At 74.3% G+C, this 19,908-nt stretch carries 16 protein-coding genes; 7 read left to right on the top strand and 9 right to left on the bottom strand.

The features are described from left to right. The first annotated feature begins 133 nt into the window (after positions 1–133). On the top strand, positions 134–1,201 hold the full coding sequence (locus ABEE00_RS17470; protein WP_345746427.1) for a fatty acid desaturase family protein: 1,068 nt from the start codon (positions 134–136) through the stop codon (positions 1,199–1,201). Between the two features lie 12 nt (positions 1,202–1,213). On the opposite strand, the gene ABEE00_RS17475 is transcribed toward ABEE00_RS17470, so the two are convergent. Continuing rightward, positions 1,214–2,680 carry an amino acid permease gene (locus ABEE00_RS17475; protein WP_345746428.1) on the bottom strand — a complete coding sequence of 489 codons (1,467 nt, stop codon included), beginning with the start codon at positions 2,678–2,680 and terminating at the stop codon, positions 1,214–1,216. 240 nt (positions 2,681–2,920) lie between these two features. Beyond that, the gene (locus ABEE00_RS17480) at positions 2,921–5,077 is read right to left on the bottom strand and encodes a phage holin family protein (protein ID WP_345746429.1); all 2,157 of its coding nucleotides are present in this window, start codon (positions 5,075–5,077) and stop codon (positions 2,921–2,923) included. A gap of 210 nt (positions 5,078–5,287) precedes the next feature. Here ABEE00_RS17480 and ABEE00_RS17485 point away from each other — a divergent pair, with 210 nt between their 5' ends. Continuing rightward, complete coding sequence (locus tag ABEE00_RS17485; RefSeq protein WP_345746430.1) at positions 5,288–6,064, top strand: MBL fold metallo-hydrolase; 777 nt, start codon at positions 5,288–5,290, stop codon at positions 6,062–6,064. 8 nt (positions 6,065–6,072) lie between these two features. After that, positions 6,073–6,735: a DedA family protein gene (locus ABEE00_RS17490; RefSeq protein WP_345746504.1), complete on the top strand. Its 663-nt coding sequence runs from the start codon at positions 6,073–6,075 to the stop codon at positions 6,733–6,735. Between the two features lie 72 nt (positions 6,736–6,807). Here the strand turns inward: ABEE00_RS17490 and ABEE00_RS17495 are convergent, their stop codons facing one another. From ABEE00_RS17495 to ABEE00_RS17505, 3 genes are all read right to left on the bottom strand, one after another. Next, on the bottom strand, positions 6,808–7,917 hold the full coding sequence (locus ABEE00_RS17495) for an MBL fold metallo-hydrolase (protein ID WP_345746431.1): 1,110 nt from the start codon (positions 7,915–7,917) through the stop codon (positions 6,808–6,810). Continuing rightward, positions 7,918–9,084: an aminotransferase class I/II-fold pyridoxal phosphate-dependent enzyme gene (locus ABEE00_RS17500; RefSeq protein WP_345746432.1), complete on the bottom strand. Its 1,167-nt coding sequence runs from the start codon at positions 9,082–9,084 to the stop codon at positions 7,918–7,920. Between the two features lie 179 nt (positions 9,085–9,263). After that, positions 9,264–10,049 (bottom strand): ANTAR domain-containing response regulator, encoded by a 786-nt coding sequence (locus ABEE00_RS17505; RefSeq protein WP_345746433.1) that lies wholly within the window; start codon positions 10,047–10,049, stop codon positions 9,264–9,266. Between the two features lie 134 nt (positions 10,050–10,183). Here ABEE00_RS17505 and ABEE00_RS17510 point away from each other — a divergent pair, with 134 nt between their 5' ends. After that, on the top strand, positions 10,184–11,434 hold the full coding sequence (locus tag ABEE00_RS17510; protein ID WP_345746434.1) for a PAS domain-containing protein: 1,251 nt from the start codon (positions 10,184–10,186) through the stop codon (positions 11,432–11,434). A 141-nt stretch (positions 11,435–11,575) separates the two neighbouring features. On the opposite strand, the gene ABEE00_RS17515 is transcribed toward ABEE00_RS17510, so the two are convergent. Then, positions 11,576–12,412 carry a SigB/SigF/SigG family RNA polymerase sigma factor gene (locus ABEE00_RS17515; RefSeq protein ID WP_345746435.1) on the bottom strand — a complete coding sequence of 279 codons (837 nt, stop codon included), beginning with the start codon at positions 12,410–12,412 and terminating at the stop codon, positions 11,576–11,578. A gap of 293 nt (positions 12,413–12,705) precedes the next feature. On the opposite strand from ABEE00_RS17515, the gene ABEE00_RS17520 reads away from it, so the two are divergent. From ABEE00_RS17520 to ABEE00_RS17530, 3 genes are read left to right on the top strand one after another with little or no spacing between them, the layout of a single operon-like run. Continuing rightward, entirely contained in the window at positions 12,706–13,680 is a 975-nt protein-coding gene (locus ABEE00_RS17520) for a TIGR03557 family F420-dependent LLM class oxidoreductase (protein WP_451918604.1), read from the top strand. Positions 13,681–13,700: 20 nt separating this feature from the next. Further along, positions 13,701–15,536, top strand: coding sequence for a thiamine pyrophosphate-requiring protein (locus ABEE00_RS17525; protein ID WP_345746436.1), 1,836 nt, complete (start codon positions 13,701–13,703; stop codon positions 15,534–15,536). After that, positions 15,536–17,053, top strand: coding sequence for an aminotransferase class I/II-fold pyridoxal phosphate-dependent enzyme (locus ABEE00_RS17530; protein WP_345746437.1), 1,518 nt, complete (start codon positions 15,536–15,538; stop codon positions 17,051–17,053). The genes ABEE00_RS17525 and ABEE00_RS17530 overlap by 1 nt, the downstream gene beginning before the upstream one ends. 57 nt (positions 17,054–17,110) lie before the next feature. On the opposite strand, the gene ABEE00_RS17535 is transcribed toward ABEE00_RS17530, so the two are convergent. The 3 genes from ABEE00_RS17535 to ABEE00_RS17545 form a co-directional block, all read right to left on the bottom strand. Next, positions 17,111–18,379 carry a serpin family protein gene (locus tag ABEE00_RS17535; protein ID WP_345746438.1) on the bottom strand — a complete coding sequence of 423 codons (1,269 nt, stop codon included), beginning with the start codon at positions 18,377–18,379 and terminating at the stop codon, positions 17,111–17,113. A 399-nt stretch (positions 18,380–18,778) separates the two neighbouring features. After that, entirely contained in the window at positions 18,779–19,240 is a 462-nt protein-coding gene (locus ABEE00_RS17540; RefSeq protein ID WP_345746439.1) for a phage holin family protein, read from the bottom strand. Between the two features lie 339 nt (positions 19,241–19,579). Further along, on the bottom strand, positions 19,580–19,837 hold the full coding sequence (locus ABEE00_RS17545) for a DUF6158 family protein (protein WP_345746440.1): 258 nt from the start codon (positions 19,835–19,837) through the stop codon (positions 19,580–19,582). Positions 19,838–19,908: the final 71 nt, after the last annotated feature.

Here is a 19,908-nt window from a genome sequence, read left to right on the forward strand (position 1 = left end):
GCGGGCCTCCCGGAGGTGCGGCGGACGCCCGGGGGTGTGGCGGGCCCCACCCCCGGTGCGGGGGCGCACCCCCGGGGCGTTAGGCGGTCTGCGCGGCTGTCCGCGCGCGCCGCGCCCCGCGAGGCTCGATGCCATGACGACAGTGACAGAACAGCACGTCAACTCGCCCTCACCACAAGGGAGTTCGGACACCGGCACGCGCGGCAGCGACTACGCGCGGCTCAGCCGCAGGGTCGCCGAGGCGGGGCTGCTGGAGCGCAGGCCGGGCCATTACGCGGTGCGGCTGCCCCTGGTGGGCCTGGCGCTCGCGGCGGGCTGGACCGGGGTCGCCGTGCTCGGGGCCGGCTGGTGGCAGCTCGCCGTGGCGTGCTGGCTGGGGCTGGTGTACGGGCAGCTCGCGCTGGTGGCGCACGATCTGGCGCACCGTCAGGTGTTCCGCGGCCGGCGGGCGAGCGCCGTGGCCGGGCGGCTGGTGGGCAACCTGGGCATCGGCATGAGCTACGGCTGGTGGATGCACAAGCACACCCGCCACCACGCCAACCCCAACCACGAGGAACTCGACCCCGACGTGGCGCCCGACATCCTGGTCTGGTCCCGCGAACAGGCGCGGCAGGCGCGGGGGCTGCCGCGCTTCATCGGCAGGCACCAGGCGGCGCTGTTCTTCCCGCTGCTCACCCTGGAGGGCTTCAACCTGCGCTGGTCGGGCATACGGGCGCTGCGCGAGCCGCACATGAAGCGCCGGTGGGTGGAGGGCGGCCTGCTGTTCGCGCACCTCGCGGCGTACACGACGGCGCTGTTCCTGCTGCTGCCCGCCGGGACGGCGGTGGCCTTCCTGCTGCTCCACCACGCGGTGTTCGGCGTCTACCTGGGCTCGATCTTCGCCCCGAACCACAAGGGCATGCCCACCCTCACCGGCGACGACCGCCCCGACTTCCTGCGCCGCCAGGTGCTGACCTCGCGGAACGTACGGGGCGGGCGCCTGACCGACCTCGCGCTGGGCGGGCTCAACTACCAGATAGAGCACCACTTGTTCCCGAACATGCCGGCCCCCCAACTACGCCGAGCCCGCCCCTTGGTCCGCGCCTACTGCGCCGAACTCGACATCCCGTACCACGAGACGAGCCTGCTCGGGTCGTGGCGAGAGGCGCTGCGTCACCTCAGGGATGCGGGGGAACCGCTGCGCGAGGCCGCGGGCCGCTGAACCTGCGGTGCGTTAGCGGGCGTCGGCCGCGACCAGCTCGGCGTCAGCCGGCGAATCGGTGGAGGCCACTTCGGCCTCCTCGCCCCCGGGGGCGGCCGTCGCCTTCGCCCGATCCCGCCGCGCGGCCAGCCACACATACACCAGCACACCGGCGAAGAGGAACAACACGCCCTGGTACACCGCCTCGTAGCCGGCCCCAGCGACGAGCCACAGCGAGAAGCCGAAGGCGAGCACGGCGAGCACGCCGTCGCGGATGAGCCGGCCCCGGTTCACCCGGTCGGTGCGGCCCACGGCCAGGAAGTAGAGCTGCGCGGCGGTGGAGAGCAGGTACGGGACGGTGGCCGTGAAGGTCGTGATCAGCACCAGGCTGTTGAAGGCCCCGGTCGCGCCGCCGCTGAAGTTGGCGATGGTCAGCACCGAGGCGAGCACCGCGGCGACCAGCACGCCGACGGTCGGCACGCCGCGCCGCTTCCGCTCGAAGACCTTGGGGAAGAGCCCGTCCTGCGCCGCCGCGTACGGGGCCTGCGCGCTGAGCAGGGTCCAGCCGTTCAGCGCGCCGAGCATGGAGACGACCGCGGCGAGCGCGATGACGGTGCCGCCCCAGTGGCCGCCGAACATGGCGTTCACGGCGTCCGAGAAGGGCGCGCTGGAATCCACCAGCTTGTCGTGCGCGACGAGCCCGAACACCGAGACGGTGCCCAGCAGGTAGACGGTCGCGGCGCCGAGCGTACCGAGCACGCTGGCCCGTCCGACGTTGCGCCGGGGATTGCGCACCTCGCCGGCGCTCATCGACGCGGACTCCACGCCGAGGTAGCTGAACAGCAGGATCGCGGCGGCGGCCGTCACGCTGCCGACCGGGCCCTTGCCGTCGGAGGTGAAGGAGCCGAGGTTGCCCGAGTCGAAGAAGAACAGTCCGCCGACCGCCACCAGCAGCAGCGGGATGAACTTCAGCACCGTGGCCACGACCTGGACGGCGCCGACATAGCGCGTGCCCGCCAGGTTCGAGAGCGCGGGCAGCCAGATGCACACCAGCGCCGCCGCGATGGTCACCGGGGTCGAGTCCTGCACGGGTATCAGCACGTCCAGGTAGCCGACGGCGGCCACGGCGAGCGCCGCGTTGCTGACCCAGGTGGTGATCCAGTACGCCCAGGCGCCGAGGAACCCGGCGAAGTCGCCGAAGGCTTCGCGTGCGTACACGTACGGGCCGCCGGTGCGCGGATTGCGGTGCGCGAGCTTCCCGAAGACGAGCGCGAGCGCGACGGCGCCGACGGTCAGCACCACGAACGCGAGCAGGCTGACGGTGCCGAACGGGGCGACCGAGGCGGGCAGCATGAAGATGCCGCCGCCGATGATGTTGCCCATGACCAGGCACACGGCGGTGGGAAGCCCGAATCTCCGCGCGTGCGGGGAGCCCTCACCCGCGGCGGGGGTCTCCGGTACGCGCTCGTTCTCCCGGAGAGCGGCGGGGGTGGTGGACATGCGTCGGTTGAGCCTTTCGCGAGCTGCGGAATGGACGGCGATCGCGTAGCCCTGGCAGGGACCGCATGACTGTATGCCGGGCGAACACCGATCCGGAAGAGCGAATTCCATGTTCGGACTCCGGACGCCGCATTCAAAATCACCGCCCGAATTCCGCCGCCCCCGGGCAAGGAACCGCAAATCCTCCGCCGCGCCGCCCTTTTCGCGCGCATTTCCTCCACCGCCCACTGACGCGAAGCGTCAGTACAACGCGGCGTCCGCAGCCCGCACGGCATCCGCACCGGAAGCGGAACCAGCATCGGCAGTCGGCGCGCCAGCGCCTTCCGCACTCTCGGCGAGCCACCCCCGCAGCACCCCGTGCACCCGCTCGGCGCCGACAAGCGAGCCACCCTCCGGCAGAGGAGAGGAAAGCTCGGCCGGAGACAGCAGAAAAGCGACGTTCTGCTCGCCGCCCAGACCACCGTGAGAACCGATCTGCTCCTCGAAGGCGTGCACCGAACCGTCGGGACCCACCGAGGAATTGATCATGAGGTCGGCGACATGCGGAAACCCCGCGGTGCGCCGCACCGCCTCCGCCGCGCCCTCGCCGAACGGCTCCAGCGGGTCGTCCCCGATCACCTTTCCGGTGTCCAGCCGGTGTTCGGAGCCCCCGGCCCCCAGCACCACGTCCCCGTACCGCTCGCTGCGCACCAGCAGGAACCCGATCCCGGGGTGGTCTGCCAGCGCCCGCAGCAGCGCGGGGTGCCGCGCCTCGATCTGCTCGCGGCTCATCCGCACCGGCACGTCGGGGAACGAGACGAGACCCAGGTTTCCCGAGGCCAGGACCACGGGCCCGGCGCCGCGCGACGGCCTGCGCGGCGGCTCCTCGGCCGCCGCGTGCCGGTGGTGCGCGCGCCCGTCCTCGGGCCGGTGCAGCGCGGCACGCGCCGCCGAACGCGCCTCGGCCCCGCTGGGCGTGCGGCCCGCGCGGCGCGGGACAGGCAGCCCGCACCCGGCCCGCACGAGGTCCTCCAGGCTCAGCCCGTACGCGCCCGCGAAGGTCTCGCCCTCGCTCTGGCCGTGGTCGGAGAGCAGCACGATCCGGTAGGGGCGCGGGGCGCGCGCGGCGACCTTGAAGATCAGGCCGAGCGAGCGGTCCAGCCTGCGCAGCACCTGCCGGGTGTCGCGTCCGTACGGGCCCGAGTGGTGCGCCACCTCGTCGTACGCCACGAGGTCCGCGTACACCGCCGTGCGCCCGGTCAGGATGTCGCCGAGCACGGCCGCGACCACCACGTCACGCTCGACGACCGTGGCGAAGGCGCGGATGAACGGATAGAGCCCGCCGCGCGAGACGCGGGGCCGCTCCTTGCGCAGCCGGGAGCGCAGCGACTGGCCGAGCTCGCGGAACACCTCGGCGACGAAGGAGACCACGGTGCGGGTCGCGTTGGCCGGGTCGGAGAAGTAGGCGAAGTAGCCGGCCCGCGACCTGTTCTCCTTGCCCCGCCGGGCGGCGACCGACAGCACGAAGGCGACCTGCCCCGCGCCGCCGGAGAAGAGGTTGCCGCGGCTGGCGCCGTCCAGCGCGAGGAGCCCGCGGTCGCCGGTGCGCGCGACCGCGCGCCGCTGGAGCTCGGCGGCGCTGGAGGGCCGGTTGCTCACCATCACCTCGCCGGTCTCCTTCTCGTACCAGCGGAACGCCGGAACGTCGTGGTTGGAGCCGTGCAGGATGCCGAGCTGGCTGCCGCCGGTCTGGCTGGACCAGTCGGTGCGCCAGGGGTGCAGCCGGTGCCCGCCCTCGACCAGGGCCGCGACGTTCGGCATGAGCGGCGGCGTGCCGTCCTCGCCCTCGCGCAGCGCGTGCCGCAGCCGCTCGTGCCCGAGCCCGTCGAGCTGGAGGAAGACCGTGCCGGGCGTGCCGCGGCAGCCGCCGCGCCCGGACTGCGCGTCCCGCCTGCGGTCGCGGTCGGCGAGCCGGGAGAGCCTGCGCCGGTACGCGTCGTCGTCCCGTACGGCGAGGAAGGTGCTGGTCGCTGAGGAGGCGGCGGACATCACGGCGGCGACCACGACGGCCATCTGCGGGTTGGTCTCGCCGCGGTCGTACGGGATGAGGTGCAGCGCCAGCCACAGCAGCGAGCCGTTGAGGAAGAAGACCAGGCCGCCCAGCACGGCGGCCGGCACCAGCAGCAGCGCCCGGACGAGAACCGGCCACACCAGCGCGCTGAGCAGGCCGAACGCCCCGGCTCCCGCGGCCGCCGTGACGCCGGTGACGGTGGCGCTGTCCCCGTCCGTCGACTGGAGTCTGAAGTCCGGGAGGATTCCCGCCAGCACCAGCATGGTGACCGTGGAGACCGCCCACACGGCGAGCACCCGCAGGGCCGCTGCGCCGAGTTTCCGCCAGGGAGGCAACCGCAGCCGCACGCCCCGCCTCCTTCGTACGCTCGCGTCCGCCCGGAGGGCCCGGAGGAACGGACAAGCTCCACTTTTGCATACGTCCCCACTCCGGACGGGCGTCGGTGCCGTGCACGTAAGGTCGGGGGAACGGGTCGGCGAAGGGCCCGGCGAGCAGCAGGCGAGGGCCGGAAGAGGGCCGGCCGAGGGCCCGGCGTCACCGCGGAGAGGAGCGTTCCCGTGCCGGTGGAGGTCACATGGTGGGGGCACGCGACGGCGGCGGTCCGCGACTCCGGGGTCACTCTGCTGACCGATCCGCTGCTGGTGCGCCGCATGGCGCATCTGCGCCGCCGGCGCGGCGCGCTCCCTCCCGCCTCGGCCCTGGAGCCGGACGCGGTGCTGGTCTCCCATCTGCACGCCGACCACCTGCACCCGCCGTCGCTGGCGCGGCTGCCGCCGGGCACCCGGGTGATCGTGCCGCGCGGGGCGCTGGCCGCCGTGCCCGGGCTGCGGCGCCTGACGCGGACGCTCACCTTCAAGGAGACCGACGTGGGGCACGCCGTCGAGGTCGGCCCGGTGACGGTGCGGGCCGTTCCCGCCGCGCACGACGGGCGGCGGCTGCCGTACGGGCCGCACCGCGCGCCCGCGCTGGGCTATGTCGTGGAGGGCGAGGAGCGCACCTACTTCGCGGGCGACACGGGGCTGTTCGAGGGCATGGCCGAGGCGGTGGGCCCGGTGGACATGGCGCTGCTGCCGGTCGGCGGCTGGGGCCCGTACCTGGGCGCGGGGCACCTGGACGCGGGCCGCGCGGCCGAGGCGCTGGCCGGGCTCGCGCCGCGGGGCGCCGTGCCGGTGCACTACGGCACGTACTGGCCGATCGGCATGGACGCGGTGCGGCCGCACGAATTCCACGCGCCGGGCGATGAGTTCGTACGGCTGGCGGCGCGCAGCGCTCCCGGCGTCGCGGTGCACCGGCTGGGGCACGGCGAGAGCGTGCGGCTGGAGTCGGCCGGATGACGCCGCACATGCTGGCGGCCGCTGACCGGCTCGGCGCGCTGCTGGACGGGGTGACGCGGGCCGCCGTGCCGCCGGAGTCCACCCAGCAGGCGATCGGCTATCCCTCGCTGTTCCTGCTCGTGGTGGTCGGCTCGCTGGTGCCCGTGGTGCCGACCGGCGCGCTGGTGAGCGGGGCCGCGGTGGTGGCGCTGCACCAGAGCGTGCCCGCGGTGTCGATGGTGATCGTGTTCGCGGTGGCCTCCGCCGCCGCCTTCCTGGGCGACATCGCGCTGTACTGGCTCGGCCGCCGCGGCGTCGGCTCCAAGAACGGCTCGCGCTGGCTCCAGGACCTGCGGGACCGCGCGGCGCCCGAGCGCCTCGCGCAGGCGCAGGAGAAGCTGCGCGCGCACGGCGTCGCGGTGCTGGTGGTCTCCCGGCTGATCCCCGCGGGCCGCATCCCGGTGATGCTGGCGTGCCTGCTGGCGCGCATGCGGATGCGGGAGTTCGTACGGGGCGATGTGCCGGCGTGCCTGGCCTGGTCGGTGACGTACATGCTGATCGGCGTGGTCGGCGGCACGCTCTTCCCCGAGCCGTGGGAGGGAGTGGCGGCGGCCATCGGTCTGACGCTGCTGATCAGCGGGCTGCCCGCGCTGTGGCGGAGGCTCAACCGCCGCCTGCACGCGGGCGGTTGACGCCAGGGTACGGGCAGGTGACGCCCGGCCGCCCCGTCGGGGAACCGGCCCGCGGTCGGCTCGGCCCCGCGCTCACTCCAGCACCCGGGAGCCCCCCACCGGCAGGTCCCACAGCTCGTGCCGGGGCCGCCCGGTCATCGTCCACGCGGCGTGCACCCGGGCCAGCGGCTCCAGCGGGGGTTCACCGGAGAGCAGGAAGGTGGCCCAGTGCATGGGGGCCATGTTGCGCGCGCCCACGTCGGCGCACGCCTTGACGGCCTCCTCCGGGTCGCAGTGCACCGGCCTGAGCATCCAGCGCGGGTCGTAGGCGCCGATGGGCAGCAGCGCCAGGTCGATGCCGGAGTAGCGCTCGCCGATCTCGCGGAACCAGTGGCCGTAGCCGGTGTCCCCCGCGAAGTACACCCGCTGCCCGTCCTTGTCGGTGAGCACCCAGCCGCCCCACAGCGACCTGCAGGTGTCGGTCAGCGTCCGCTTGGACCAGTGGTGCGCCGGTACGAAGTCGAAGCGGACGGTGCTGCCGCCGGGCGCGGGCAGCTCGGCGTGCTCCCACCAGTCCAGCTCGGTGACCCGCACGAAGCCGCGCTTGCGGCACCATCCGCCGAGCCCTGCGGGCACGAACAGCGGGGTGTGGCGCGGGAGCCGCTTGAGGGTGGGCGCGTCCAGGTGGTCGTAGTGGTTGTGCGAGATGACGACCGCGTCGACCGGGGGCACGTCCTCCCAGTCCACGCCGGGCGGGGTGACCCGCGCCGGGGTGCCCAGGATGCGGCGGGACCACACCGGGTCGGTGAGCACCGTGAGCCCGCCGATCCGCACGATCCAGCTCGCGTGTCCCGCCCAGGTCACGGCGACGGTGTCGGCGTCCACCGCGGGCAGCGGCGCGGGCTCGTAGGGCAGCTCGGGGACCTTGTTCAGCGCTTCGCGTGCCGGGCGCATGGAGCCCTCGCGGGCCATCCTGGCCATCGCGCGCACCCCGGGCAGCGGGGAGGTGAGCCGGTCGCCGAAGCCGCGCGGCCACAGCCGGCGCGCGCCGATCTCCACCGGCGGCGTCCCCCGCGCGCCGGTGAGCGTGCCGGCGGCGGCCGGGGCGTGCGTGCCCCCGCCGCCGTCCCTGGTGCGGTCCTGCCCTTCCGGTTCTGCCGGGGTTCCGGGGGCGGCACCACCCCGCGAGTACGCGGCTGCCATCTAGTCACGGCTCCCGTCTGTGAGTTCGGTGAGCGCTGAGCGCACTGCTGCCAACGCCCGGGTCACGGTGGGTGATTCCGGAGATGCGGCAAGTGTGAGGGAGTCCACTCCTTCCCACGGTTCCGCCTCCGCCGTACCCGCTCCCCCGCGCGCGGGCACGTCCGCCTCCACGAGTACGTCCGTGTCCAGCCGCACCCGCAGCGCCCTCCGCTCGTCGCCGAAGCGGTGGCCCCCGGTGGCGAACGGGCCGAGCCTGCGCACGAGTTCGGCCTCCAGACCCGCCGCGTCCCGCACCCCGCGCCGCTCCAGCCGCGGCCGTACGGGCTCCAGGTCGGCGTACAGGAAGCGGCCCAGGTGCGGCGGGCGGCACAGCGCTCCCGCGCCGGTCACCACCCGGTGCAGCGCCGCGGCGAGGCCGCCCCGCGCGCGGGCGCCCGCTGCGCGCCGCTCGCGCACCGCGTCGGGCTCGGCCAGCGCCTCGGAGACCGCAGCGGCGGCGGTGGGGGACAGCGCCGCGTGCAGCGACTCCAGCACTCCGGCCACCCCGTCGCGGAGCGCGCGGCCCGCTGCGGTGGCGGAGAAGCGGGCCGCACCCGCGTGCACGCCGGGCGGCAGCAGCGCCGCGTCGAGCCCTGTGAGCACCGCGGCCGAGCCCTCCTCGCCGCTGCCGCCGAGCATCTCCACGGGGCTGACGATCACCGTGTCGTGCGGGTCGTGCAGGGTGTCCCGCCAGGATTCGTCGCCGAGCACCAACAGGCCCTCGCCCGCGGCCGCTTCGCACACCTCGTGCAGCAGCTCGGGAGGGGCGGCCGTACCCGAGGTGCCGTCGGCGACGGAGAGCACCAGCACCCGGGGCGCCTCGGGCTCCGGCTCCTCCTCGCGGGCCCGGCGCACGGTCTCCAGCAGCGCGAAGGGGTCGGGCACGCCGCCGCACTCGGCGGGGACCGGCACGCCGTGCACCCGGCGCCCCAGGAGCCGGGCCGGTGCCGCGTACCAGGACTCGCACGGGCGGGGCAGCAGCACTCCGCCGCCGGTCACGGCCAGCACGGCGAGCAGCAGCAGCGGGGCGCCCGGTGCGACGGCGACCTGCTCGGGCGCGGTGCGCAGGCCGCGGCGGCGCCAGTACCCGCAGGCGGCCTCCGCCGCCGGATCACTGGTGCGCCGCATCCGTCTCCGCCCTCACTGCCGGCCGTACATCAGACACATCAGACAACCCGTGCAATACGTCCACTGTGGCAGACACCCTGGCAGACGGAAGGGTGGGCGGAGCGGGACGACACGTTCCGGTTCGCCGGGCAGCGGCCGCCCGGCGGGGCACGGCGCCGCTCGCGGGACCCGCCGTACGCCTACTGCGTACGGCTCAGCCGCCGCAGCTGCTCCTCGGCACCCCTGCCCCTGGTGTGCACGACGCCCTCGGCGAGGTCGTGCAGCTTGCGGTTGGTGCGCTGCGACAAACGGCGCAGCAGGGCGAACGCCTCGTCCGCACTGCACCCCACCACCGCCATGACGATCCCGCACGCCTGGTCGACGACGGGCCGGGTGCGCAGGGCGCAACCGAGCTGGTCGACCTCGGCCAGCGCCTCGCGGTAGCGGCGGTCGCGCACCATCACGGTGGAGGCGAGATCGCCGAGCAGCGCGGCGTTGCTGCACACCGCCTCGGCCAGCCGGTGCGGGCGGAAGGCGCACACCGTGACGGTCAGCGCCAGGTCCTGCCTGCGGTACGGGAGGGTGGCGGTCGAGCGCAGCCCGGCCTCCAGCGCCTTGGCCCTGAACCCCGGCCAGCGCTCCTCGCGCAGCAGGTCGTCCACGGTCAGCGGGGTGTTGGTGCGCAGCGCCTCCAGGACGGGGCCCTCGCCGGCCTCCCACTGGACCGCGATCAGCCCGGACAGGTCGGGGTGGGTGACCGCGAGCGGCGCGTCCGGCAGGGCGAGCTCCTCATCGGCGCCCGCCGCGAGATCGGTCGCGGTGGCGGCGGCGCCGCAGCAGCCCGGGGTGCAGCGCGCGGCCTGCTCGGCGAGCCCGGCCAGGCTGCGTCCCGGCGCGGCCTCCCCCGCCCGGTCCTCGGCCTCGAAAATGAGACGCTCGCCCGCGAGGGGCTGGGGGGAGCCGGCGATGGGTCGCTGAGGGGTCACGGCCGGACGGCTGCCCGTGCAGGGAGATCGGAAAACGGGGTGCCGCCAGGCCACCGCGGCACGGAATCGGACGAACTGCGGGCGGTCTCCCCGTGCGGTGGGCCGCCGGCGCGCGGCCACGCTACGTTGACGCCATGGCCGACGTTGAGGAGTACGGCGCCGAACTGGCGGATTTCCGCCGACGGGTGGAGGAACTGCGGGCCGCGCGCACCCTGCCGACCGCGGAACGCCTCACCGCGCTCGACGCGGCCCTGTTCGAGCTCCAGCACGCGGCCGAGGTGCTCTGGCCCCGGTACGAGGAGCTGGCGGCCGCGGGCAAGCGCACCGGAGGGCGCGGCGACCTCCACGAACAGCAGCTCCTGCGGGCCCTGTTCCAGCGGCTGCCGGTGGGCGCCGTGCTGCTGGACCGCGAGGCGGTGGTGCGCCGGATGAACATGGCGGCGACCCAGCTCTTCGGGCTGCGCGCGGGCTATGCGACGGGCCGGGCGCTGACCGGGTCGCTGGCGCACGAGGGGCGCGCGAAGTTCCGTTCGCAGGCGGCGGCCGTCGCGCGCGGCGAGGGCGCGCGCAGCCTGCGGGTCCAGCTCTTACGCCCGCCCGAGCCCGACGACGGCGGGCGGCCGACCGAGCCGCTGCGGGTGACGCTCACCGCGCTGCGGCCGCCGCAGGAGCGGCGCAACGCGGTGCTCGCGCTGTTCCAGACGGCCGGCGAGGGGCCCGCGACGCCCGCGGCCTCCGGCGCTCCCCCGGTGGCGCGGCACACCCCGCGCCCCGACCTGGACGAGATGACCCGGCAGGCCGAACTCCTCGACCTGGTCGACGACATGGCGGCCGCGCTGCTGACCACCCCGCCCGTGCGGGACCCGGTCGCGGCGCGCGCCGCGGGGGTGCTGCACCGCAGGTTCGCCGACTGGGTCGTGGTCGACCTCGGCGACAAGCCCCGGTCGCTGGTCCGCGCCGCCGTGCTCGGCGGCGACGAGGAGGTCCGCAAGGCGGTGGCCGAGCAGTGCCCCTCGGCGGCGCCGCTGGTCGTGGAGGCGGTGGAACGCGGTTCCGGCGCGCTCCAGGTGCGGCTGGAGGACCCGGAGGCGTTCGGCCGGGACGGCACGGGCTCGCCGGTGCTGGTGCGGGTCGGCGCCAGCTCGCTGATCTGCGCCCCGCTGACGGCCGGGGGCGGGACCGCGGCGGAGGCCGGGGACGGCTCCGGCGGCGGCGCGGCGGAGTACCCGGACTGCGCGCCGGGCGACACGGCCGCCGCGGGGACCGTGGTGGGCGCGCTGACGCTGGTCCGCAGCGGGAGCAGGAACGCCTTCGAGCTGGCCGAGGCGGGGGCGGTCGAGCGCATGGCCCGGCACTTGGCCCTGGCCCTGCTGCGCTCGGGCTGAGGCGTACGGATCCGTGCGCGCACGGCACCGCGCGTGTACGACGCGGGCCGGGCCCGGCACTCGCGGTGTCCGCAAGTGCCGGGCCCGGCAGGGTGGTTCGGCTCGGCTCACGCTGGGGCCTGGCTCACGCCATGGCCTGGCCTACGCCGCCGCGTACTCCTTGTCCTCCTGCTCCTGGTTCTTCAGGTCGGCGTCGACCTCCTGGTGTATGCGGTCGCAGGTGCGGCTGATCAGACGCGACACGTGCATCTGCGAGATGCCCAGCTGCTCGGCGATGCGGCTCTGCGTCATGTCGCAGAAGAAGCGCAGATACAGGATGCGCCGCTCCCTTTCGGGCAGCCGCCGCAGCCGGGGCTTGACCGCCTCGCGGAACACGATGCGGTCGAAGCCGGGTTCGGCGCTGCCCAGGGTGTCGCCCAGCGAGTACCCGTCGTCGGCGCCCGGGAGTTCGGCGTCCAGCGAGAGCGTGCTGTAGCTCTGCAACGCCTCCATCCCGACCAGTACGTCCTCCTCCGGCAGTCCGCTGTGCTCAGCGATCTTCGCGACGGAGGGACTGCTGTCGAGCGAGAGACTCAGCTCCCGCACGCTCGTGCGTACGCGATTGCGCAGTTCCTGGACCCGGCGCGGGACGTGGAGTCCCCACATGTGGTCGCGGAAATGACGCTTCACCTCGCCCACGATGGTGGGCACCGCGAAGCTCTCGAAGGCGCTGCCGCGGTCCGGGTCGAACCGGGCCACGGCCTTCACCAGGCCGAGCGCGGCGACCTGCTGGAGATCCTCCAGGGACTCGCCGCGGTTGCGGAAGTGACGCGCCAGCCGTTCGGCCATCGGCATCCAGGCCCGGACCACCGATCGCCGCAGCTCTTCCTTCTCGGGCCCGTCGGGCAGCGAGACGATCCGCCGGAACTCGGCGGAGGTGTCGGGCGCGTCGTCGTGGGGGTGGCGTGCGTGCTCGGCACGGGGGCCTACGGTCGTCATGTTGGTGCGCTCTCTCCCCATAGCGGTGGTGTGGTTCGAGCGGTCACCGCGGGAGCCGGCACAGGCGGGGCGAGCGGAACTGCCGCTGCTGGTCGCTCCCGCGGATGTGCCTTCCTTCCGAAGCACGTAGGAACACGAGTGCCCGGCGCCCGGACCGCAAAACTCCAGCGGGCGAGACGAGTTGCGGTCGCCTGGCATATGTCTCGAACCTTTCGCACCCACCGGCGGGCGGCCCCCGCGCGCGGGCCCCGGTTCCCGGTTTCCCCTGCCCCGGGCGCGGACACCCGGACCGCATGTCGGCACCCGAGGCGATGACGTACGGATACTTTCTGGCCTGCGAGGACTACGGCCCGCACGAACTGGTCGAGCAGGCGCGGATGGCCGAACAGGCCGGGTTCACCTCGCTGTGGATCTCGGACCACTACCACCCGTGGACGACCGCGCAGGGCCACTCGCCCTTCGTCTGGTCGGTGATCGGCGCGCTGGCGGGGGCCACCTCGCTCCCCGTGCAGACGGCGGTGACCTGCCCCACGGTGCGCACGCATCCGGCCGTCGTGGCGCAGGCCGCGGCGACGAGCGCGGTGATGCTGGGCGAGGACAGGTTCCGGCTGGGCCTGGGCAGCGGGGAGGCGCTCAACGAGCACATCCTCGGCACCGGCTGGCCGGAGGCTTCGGTGCGCCTGGAGATGCTGGAGGAGGCCATCGGAGTCATCAAGCAGCTCCTGACCGGCAAGGAGGTCAGCCACTACGGCAGGCACTACACCGTGGAGAACGCCCGGCTCTTCGATGTGCCGGACACCCCCGTGCCGCTCGACGTCGCCGGGTTCGGCGAGGCCGCGATCGAGCTGGCCGGGCGGGTCGGCGACGGCTTCGTGACGATGGACGCCGACGCCGAGGCGGTGGCCCGCTTCCGGCGCGCGGGCGGCGCCAGTTTCCAGCCGGTGCGCGGCGGCACCAAGGTCTGCTACGACACCGACCGCGCGAACGCCGTGCGCACCGTGCGCGAGCGCTGGCCCAACATGTTCCTGCCCGGCGAACTCCCCCAGGTCCTGCCCACCCCCGCGCACTTCGAGCAGGCTTCCGCGCTGGTCACCGACCAGCACGTGGAGGACTCGCCGGTGGCGTGCGGCGACGACCCCGAGGAGCACGTGCGGGCGCTGTCCGCCTACGCCGGGTTCGACGCGGTGCACGTGAACCAGATCGGGCCCGACGTGCGCGGCTTCTTCGACTTCTACCGCACCAAGGTGCTGCCCCAGCTCACGAGCTGATCAGAGGAGGGGTGCTTCCCGTGACCGAGAAGGTCTCCGACCATGTGCTGAACCGGCTGCGCGAATGGGGCGTCGAGCACGTCTTCGGCTACCCCGGCGACGGCATCAACGGACTCCTCGCCGCCTGGGAACGCGCCGGGAACAAGCCGCGGTTCGTGCAGTCGCGGCACGAGGAGATGTCCGCGTTCGAGGCGGTCGGCTACGCCAAGTTCCGCGGCACGCTGGGCGTGTGCGCGGCGACCTCGGGCCCGGGCGCCGTACACCTGCTGAACGGGCTGTACGACGCGAAGCTCGACCACGTGCCGGTGGTGGCGCTCGTCGGACAGACGGCGCGCAGCGCGATGGGGGGCTCCTACCAGCAGGAGATCGACGTCCACTCGCTGTACAAGGACGTGGCGAGCGAGTTCCTGGAGACGGTGACCGTCCCCGAGCAGCTCCCCAACGTGCTGGACCGCGCGATCCGCACCGCGTACGCGCGCCGTGCGCCGACCGCCGTGGTGATACCGGCCGACGTGCAGGAGCTCGACTACGAGCCGCCGGCCCACGAGTTCAAGATGGTGCCCTCCAGCCTGGGCGCGTCCGGCTACACCGCCGTACCGTCCGAGGAGGCCGTGGAGCAGGCCGCCGAGGTCCTCAACTCCGGGCGCAAGGTGGCGATCCTGGCGGGCCAGGGCGCGCGCGGCGCGCAGCAGGAGGTGCAGGAGGTCGCGGCCACGCTCAACGCCGGGGTGGCCAAGGCGCTGCTCGGCAAGGACGTGCTGCCGGACACCCTGCCGTATGTGACCGGTTCGATCGCGCTGCTGGGCACCCGGCCCTCGTACGAGCTGATGCGGGACTGCGACACCCTGCTGACGATCGGATCGAGCCTGCCCTACAGCCAGTTCCTGCCGGAGTTCGGCTCGGCGCGCGGGGTCCAGATCGACCTGGACCCGCACATGATCGGCATGCGCTATCCGTACGAGGTGAACCTCGTCGGCGACGCGAAGGCCACCCTGCGGCGGCTGCTCCCCCTGCTGCGGCAGAACACCGAGGGCCTGGAGTGGCACGAGAAGGTCATGTCCGACGTGGACCGCTGGTGGCAGGTGATGCGGCGGCGCGCGGAGGTGTCGGCCGACCCGGTCAACCCGGAGTGGGTGGCGCACTGCCTCGACCCGCTGCTGCCCGAGAACGCGCTGGTCACGGCCGATTCGGGCTCGGTGGCCAACTGGTACGCGCGGCACCTGCGCTTCCGCGGGGACATGCGCGGCTCGCTGTCCGGGACGCTGGCCACGATGGGGTGCGGGGTGCCGTACGCGATCGGCGCGAAGTTCGCGCACCCGCACCGTCCGGTGATCGCGCTGGTCGGGGACGGCGCGATGCAGATGAACGGCATGGCCGAGCTGATCACCGCGGCCAAGTACCGGCACTCCTGGGACGACCCGCGTCTCGTGATCGGCGTGTGGAACAACCAGGACCTCAACCAGGTCACCTGGGAGATGCGGGCCATGGCGGGCTCGCCGCAGTTCGAGCCCTCGCAGCACCTGCCGGACGTGTCGTACGCGGCGTTCGCGCGCTCGCTGGGCATGACCGGGGTGCGCGTGGAGAAGCCGGAGGAGGTCGAACGCGGCTGGCGCGAGGCGCTGGAGGCGGAGGGCCCGGCGGTCGTGGAGTTCCTGACCGACCCGTCGGTCCCGCCGATCCCGCCGCACGCCGACTGGGACCAGATGGAGGCCACGGCCGAATCCCTCCTCAAGGGCGACCCGGAGCGGGCCTCGGTGGTCAAGCAGGGCGTGAAGGCGAAGGTCCAGGAGTTCTTGCAGGGCAGCAAGCCGCATCCCTCGGAGTCGCGGCCCGACAGCGGAGAGGGTGACGTGTGATGGAGCCGCATCCGACGCCCCACGTGGTCGACGGCAGGCCCGAGCTGCGCCTGGACCACTCGCGGGCCCCGGTCCTGGAGGCGCTGGCGGAGTGCAAGCGCGGCATGCCGGGCCGCAACTTCACGCCGCCCGGGCACAAGCAGGGCGCCGGCGTGGACGCGCGGGTGCGGCAGGTGCTCGGCGACGGCGTGTTCACCTCGGACGTGCTGGTGATGAGCGGCCTCGATGACCGGCGGATGTCCAACGGGTACCTGCGGCGGGCCCAGGAGCTGATGGCGGACGCGGTCGGCGCCGAGCACACCTTCTTCTCCACGTGCGGGAGTTCGCTGTCCGTCAAGTCCGCGATGCTGTCGGTCGCGGGCCCCTACGACAAGCTGCTGGTGGCGCGGAACGCGCACAAGTCGGTGGTGTCCGGCCTCGTGCTGGCCGGCATCCAGCCGGTGTGGGTGCAGCCGCGGTGGGACGCGGGGCACCACTTCGCGCATCCGCCGGGCCCGGAGGAGGTGCGGGCGGCCTTCGCGCGGGACCCGGACGCCAAGGGCATGGTGCTCATCTCCCCCACCGCGTACGGGAGTTGCGCGGACATCAGGGGCGTCGCCGAGGTGTGCCACGAGCGGGGCAGGCCGCTGATCGTGGACGAGGCGTGGGGCGCGCACCTGCCGTTCCATCCGTGGCTGCCGAGCTGGGCGATGGACGCGGGCGCCGACGTGTGCGTGACCAGCGTGCACAAGATGGGCGCCGGGCTGGAGCAGGGCTCCGTCTTCCACCTCCAGGGCGATCTGGTGGACCCGGTGCTGCTGCGGATGCGCGAAGACCTGCTGGGCACCACCAGCCCCTCGGTCCTCGTCTACGCGGCACTGGACGGCTGGCGCCGCCAGATGGCCGAGCACGGCTATGAGCTGCTCGACGCGGCGCTCGGGCTGGCCGGGCGGCTGCGCCGGGAGATCGCCGCGCTGGCGGGGCTCGTTCCGCTGGGCGCGGCCGAGCTCATCGGCCCGGACCGCGCCTTCGACCACGACCCGCTGGCACTCGCCGTCGACGTGTCGGGGCTCGGCACCAGCGGGTACGGGGCGGCCGACTGGCTGCGCGAGTACCGGCAGCTCAACGTGGGGCTCGCCGACCACAGGCGGATCGTGGCGAACCTGACGCACGGGGACGGCGAGGAGTCCTGCATGGACCTGCTGGACGCGCTGACCGAACTGGTCAAGCAGCGCGACGCGCTGCCCCCGCCCGCCGGCATGCGGGTGCCCTCGCCCGCCGGCCTGGAGCAGGACATGGTGCTGCTGCCGCGCGACGCGTACTTCGGGCCCGTCGAACAGGTGCCGGTGGAGGACGCGGCCGGCCGCATCGCCGCCGAGTACGCGAGCCCGTACCCGCCGGGCGTGCCGGCCGTGGCCCCCGGCGAGCGGATCAGCCGCGAGGCGGCCGACTACCTGCGCAGCGGCGTGCGGGCCGGGATGTACGTGCCGGACGCGGCCGACGCGTCGCTGCGGACGCTGCGCGTGGTCGCCGAGTAGGCGCCGGGGGACCGCGCAGGAACGCCTCGTCGCGCGGCGGCGAGGGCCCGCCCCGTACTACCCCTGCGCCGGGTCGGGTTCCGTGACCCAGCCCGCCGTCAGGATCAGGCCCGTCGCGCGGTGTACGGCCACGAACCCGAAGGGGCGGTCGAAGCGGACCGCCACGGACCTGGCGCGCTGGGGCGGGAGGCCCGCGGCGCGGACCATCCCGACCGCCGTCACGGCCGCGGCGTAGAAGCCCTTCGCCGAGAAGGTCGCCGTGACGCTCTGCTGGGCCGAGCCCACGGCCAGCGGCTCGCGGCGGCTGATGCCGGGGAAGTGGCCGCCCTCGTCGTACCGCCCGGCCGCCGTCGCGAGCCCGAACTCCGCGGCGTCCGCCAGCAGATCGTGCCGCGCCTCCACGGTGAACGGCGGCAGCGAGGCCGACAGCACCGAGGTCCCGTCGAAGGACGGCGTCTCGGCGACGCTCACCCCGGGCCCCGGCGTGCCGAACGGGAGCCTGCTCCCCGGCACGATCCACGGCGCCGAGTACGGCATCCGGGCCCCCGCGGCCAGCACCGCGCCCGGCGCCATCTCCGGCGCGCCCAGCAGCAGTTGGACGTCGACGCCGGTGTCGCCCCGCACCGTCAGCCGGGTCACGGCGCCCGCCGCGGTGTCCGCCACGTCGAGCTCGTCGAGGTCGGTGCCCGCGCGCGAGAGCTGCGCGCGCGGCCGCCGCATCCACGGCTCGTACTCGGTCATCATCCGCGGCGCCGCGGTGAACTCCCGCTCCCACGTGGTGTTCAGCACCAGCGCGCTGGCCAGCACGAGCAGCGTGGCCGGCTCCAGCACCACCGGCATGGAGCGGATGCGGCCCGCGGTGTGCTCGGAGGCCCAGGCGTCCAGGCGCTCGCGGTCGCGCTGCGGGGCGCCGGTGAGTTCGCCGTGTGTGCCGTACGGCAGCGCGGAGACCCAGTCCTTCTCCGGCTCCACCGAGGCGCGCGCCCAGAGGCCGAGCGCGGCGTCCATGCCCTCGATGCCGTTCAGCAGGCGCATCAGGCCTGTGGCGAGGTCCGCGGCGCGGTCCGGGTCCACCTCCAGCACGCCGGCCAGCTCGCGGCGCACCTGCGCGTCGCCGCCGGCCGCGAGGCCGGCGAGCAGCGGCCACAGGCCGGCGGCGGTGAACACCGTTCCCGCGCCCTCCCTTTGACCGCCCGACCCGCCGCCCGAGCCGCCCGGCGCCGCCAACTGCGCCCAGCGCGCGGTCATCTCGTTCACCGAGCGCACCGTGGCCGCGTCGCCCGGGCCGCCGTACCCGCCGCGCTCCTCCGCCCCCTGCTGCGTCATGCCGCTCCGTCCCTTCGCACCCGCTGCTCCGCACCCGCGTCCGCCGCCCGGACCAGCGGCCCGGGCGGGTCCGAGCATACGGACACGGCGACGTACGCGGCTGCTGTCACGGCACGAGAAGTCGGGGCACGGGAAACCCGCCCCTCGGTCACGGCACGAGAAGCCGCGGCACGAGAAGTCGCAGCACGAGAAGTCGCGGCACGGGAAACCCTCCCCTCCGTCGCGGACGGTGGACGCGGCGGAGGGGAGGGAGGCTGAAGGGACGGAGCGGACGGAGCGTGCACGCCAACCGGGCGCCGGCGCAAGGGTGCCTCTCCCCCGCGCCGCCCTCGCACGGCACGTTCCGGAACCCCTCCGTACCCGCTCAGGGCCCGGCTCAGGCCCTGGTTCAGGTTCGGTTCAGGCGCGGTGGTGCGTGCCCCGCGGAACGTTCTCGGCGGCCGTGGGCATGTCGCCCAACCCGTCGGCGGCGTGCGGCTCCTGTGCCGCGTGCTGCCGGTGCTGTCGGTGCGACTCGCGTGAGCCGTGCGGCTCGTGCGCCGCGTTGCGCAGCGCGAGCGAGGCGGCGAACAGCACGGCCGCGACGATCAGGAACGCCGCCCACCCGGGCATCACCAGCGTGAGGAGCAGACCGACCGCCAGAGCCAGCGCGCCGCCCCCGTACAGCGCGGAGGCCGTAGCTCCGCTGTAGAGCCTGAGCGTGCGCCTGCGGGGCTGCTGCCGCATTTCTTCGCGGAGTTCCGCCTCGGCGACCCTGATCTCCTGTCGCACGATCCGGGCCACCGGCTCCGAGATGTCCGTCGCCGTGGCACCCACGCCTTCGGCGGACCCCGCCCTCGGATACATCTCCTTGTCACCCATGCGAAGCCGAGTACCCCCGACTCCCGCTCTAATCCGGGGATGTGCGACGGATTGCGGGTGCGGGGGCGGCCGGGCGTGCGTACGCCTCCGCGAACGGCCCTCCCCATGTGAACGGCTCCGGGCGCGGGGGCTGAACTCACCCGTGCCCGGAGCCTTCTCTCCCACAGGGCCAAGCCGCTCGCTCTCGGCCGCCGTCCGGGTGCCCCGGGGTGGAGGGGGCAAACACGCCGCGCTCCCGGGCCGGAGCCCTGCCGGAGTCCCGGCCTGGAGCCCCGGCCGGAAGCCCCGCCGGAGTCCGGCCCGGAGCCCTGCCGGAGCCCGGCCCGGCGCGGCGGCGCCTCAGCTCTCCCGCGCCCGCGCCCCCGCCCGGGTGCGGCCGGAGGCCACCGAGCGGCGCGGGTTGCGGCGCAGGTACTCGCCCTCGAGCTGCGCGGTGCGGGCGTTGTGCGCGGCGAGCGCGTCGGAGGAGCCGTACAGGAAGGTGTCGTGACGCGTGCGGTGCACGGTCTCCAGCTCCTTGAGCAGCTGACTGTCGGACAGCTTGCGCGGGTCCACGCCCCGCTCGCCGTCGACTATCCCGGTTGTCGTCGTTTCCACGGCTCCGTCCCCTTTCGTACGGCTGCGTCCAGTGTCACCCAGAGGGCCGCGGGTACCCAGCCGGAGAGCCG

The sequence above is a fragment of the Streptomyces odontomachicola genome, from assembly GCF_039605595.1.
In the GTDB taxonomy this organism is placed as follows: Bacteria; Actinomycetota; Actinomycetes; order Streptomycetales; family Streptomycetaceae; genus Streptomyces.